This is a genomic window from Acinetobacter sp. MF4642, assembly GCF_002018925.1.
Lineage (GTDB): Bacteria > Pseudomonadota > Gammaproteobacteria > Pseudomonadales > Moraxellaceae > Acinetobacter > Acinetobacter johnsonii.
The window spans coordinates 1-2,452 of the sequence record NZ_MVON01000066.1 but is presented as its reverse complement, the minus strand read 5'-3'; the positions used below and the strand labels follow the sequence as shown (position 1 = coordinate 2,452).

General features: G+C 30.7%; 2 protein-coding genes and 1 pseudogene. 1 reads left to right on the top strand and 2 read right to left on the bottom strand.

Translation table 11 applies throughout. From position 1 onward, the window contains the following. Window positions 1-134 precede the first annotated feature (134 nt). Window positions 135-548, top strand: a pseudogene (locus MF4642_RS16335) (hypothetical protein); the annotation flags it as partial. A 546-nt stretch (window positions 549-1,094) separates the two neighbouring features. Here MF4642_RS16335 and MF4642_RS16325 read toward each other — a convergent pair. Both MF4642_RS16325 and MF4642_RS16320 read right to left on the bottom strand, forming a co-directional pair. After that, window positions 1,095-1,613 (bottom strand): hypothetical protein, encoded by a 519-nt coding sequence (locus MF4642_RS16325; RefSeq protein ID WP_078426861.1) that lies wholly within the window; start codon window positions 1,611-1,613, stop codon window positions 1,095-1,097. 79 nt (window positions 1,614-1,692) lie between these two features. Next, on the bottom strand, window positions 1,693-2,172 hold the full coding sequence (locus MF4642_RS16320) for a super-infection exclusion protein B (RefSeq protein WP_078426860.1): 480 nt from the start codon (window positions 2,170-2,172) through the stop codon (window positions 1,693-1,695). Window positions 2,173-2,452 lie beyond the last annotated feature (280 nt).

Here is a 2,452-nt window from a genome sequence, read left to right as displayed (position 1 = left end):
GGATAATCTTTTTCAGATTCAATCAATAATTGAACCGCTCTTTCTCTGATTTCAGGGGTATATTTTAATTTTGTCATCGGGATAGTCTCTCAGAATATTGACTCTCCGACAAACCCGGTACGGTTCATTATTTTCAAGTCGAAAATACTAAACTGTTATGTACTAGCTATAGTGAAGAAGGCGCTCAACTTTATAAGATAGAACGCTTTGATCCCTCACAGCCTTATACCTTAACTAAAATCAAGCCTATGGATATTACTATCTGGCTCTTTAACCCTGATATTGATGCAATTTCATTTGATCTTAAAAATCTCTATGCAAATCTTAAAGATTACATTGCTTTTCCTACTCAAGCAGATTGGATCAATCACTATATCAACTATTTAGCCCCTATCTACCAAAAGCAAAGTCAACAAGATTCATTCATGAGTCAGAGCTTTGATATCTTTTTTCAAACCAAGAATGAATACATATCAGCTCACGTACCCAACACCCAAAATTCAGTACTCGAATTCAAGGAAATGACCAAAAATTTACAATCTATTTAATATAATATTTTGAAGTTATATCTATCTAATCTGATATTATTAATAATGATTCTTAATAACACTTTATAAAATATAATATGACCGATTTGTCAACAAACTTTAACGACACCCGCCTCATCAAATCTTGGTTTGGATTTATTCTAGGGTTGATCTGCGTTGGAATTAGCATGATAGCTTTATTTGAATCTGTGAGTTTACAAGGCATCCTGAGAACTTTGGGCTTTCTATGCTTTTGGTATCCATGGTGTCAGTTACCCGTTAAGAATTACTCGCTATCAAAACTTTTCAGTAAGAAAAAAGAAGGCGAAAAATTAAATAAACTAGCTAGCTACTTAACAATCATTGGTTTAATTTTACTCATAAGCGCAGCAGTTTTGTTTTAGTGAATTTGATTAAGTTTCGCGTGAGGAACGTGAATTAATCACAAAGAAACCATGATAGTGCGCTGAACCCTATCATGGTTTCATATTAAATATTGATGCTCAAAACCAAATTTCAAAATTTTTTCTAAAGATGTATTATGTTGATTTTAAAAAATTTTGATAATTAATCCGATACCCCTAAATGTAGAAAAATTCTTCCCCTTTCTCCTTCAAATATAAAATCATCCCAAGCACCTTCATACCATGTATCTGTTCTCATATGAACTTTATAAATTGTATTAGTTTCTACTAATGACATTAATTCATCTAAAAAACCTTCAAAGAAAAGCTTTTTAAGACTTTCATGTGTCAATGAAAATGCTCTATATTTATCATCTAAATAGCAAGATTCGTGTCCACTTCCTATAGAGTTTTCATCAATATTTTGTGATTTTTGATAGGCAAAAAGCCAATTTCTAATCACAAATTGAAATGATTCATCATCGATAGAAAACTGATCTAGTCTAACAATAGCATCAGGATAATATTGAAATATGTATTTCTCAAAAGCTTGATGACAATTAGCTTCATCAGGTAGCTTCTCAATTTCAAAATTATAACCATGATTTGTTTTATTATTTATCCATGAAAAAGCTTCTAGGACACCAGCTAACTTCCCTAATTTATAATCTATAGTTTGCATATTTTACAGTAAGTCTCTATTCAAAAGAAATTATACCTAAATCAATCGTTCTATTTAACCTAATTGAGCTCATAAGAAATTAATAAAGCGAGTTTGGATTAATCTTTAGTGCCTCTAAAATTAGAGGATCTATACGATAAATTGTTTTACCATTTGGTTCTTTTTGATAGGTATTTACGAGTAGTTTTTTACTTTCTAATAATCCTAGAGCAGGCTCTTTGTGAGAGATAGGTAATTCCAGAACATCTTTCTCAATAAACAGCGATAACAAGAATTTTTCCTGTGCTTTAAGATTTTTTATTTGATTAATAAAGTCTGCATTATCTCTTTTTATTACATTATTTTTTCTAGCCTTATGAATCTTATCCAAAATATAATCAAAAGCTAAAATTGATAGTGAAATAAGGTACAAAAGCACTAATGGGGTTCTATAACTTTCTAGTACAAATTGGCTGATTTTTTCATCTATGACTTGTGTCATAGCAACCAAAATTAAAAGATTCAAAAAAATAAAAAAATACCCGTTTAATAACTTCCATAATTTTTTATCTGAGTTCATGAGTACAAATAATTCTGTTAATTTTTAATGTAGTATACAATTAAACCCGTATGCATTTCCATTAAGATGTGGATATCATGAAGTTGCATACGATAGATTACTCGATCTAAATTTTATTCCACATTCAATCTAATAGTGCTTAAACAAAAGCCCTGAACCGTACCGAGATTGTAGGAGACACATTTTCTTGAGAGAATGTCGCTATGACAAGATTAAAATACACCGCAGAAATCAAAGAACGAGCAGTACGTTTGCTGCTTGAATCTGAACAAGATTATCC

Bases quoted from the DNA above. Each gene is read 5' to 3' on its own strand.
- MF4642_RS16320 (WP_078426860.1), bottom strand. From the start codon at position 2,172: ATGAACTCAGATAAAAAATTATGGAAGTTATTAAACGGGTATTTTTTT.
- MF4642_RS16325 (WP_078426861.1), bottom strand. From the start codon at position 1,613: ATGCAAACTATAGATTATAAATTAGGGAAGTTAGCTGGTGTCCTAGAA.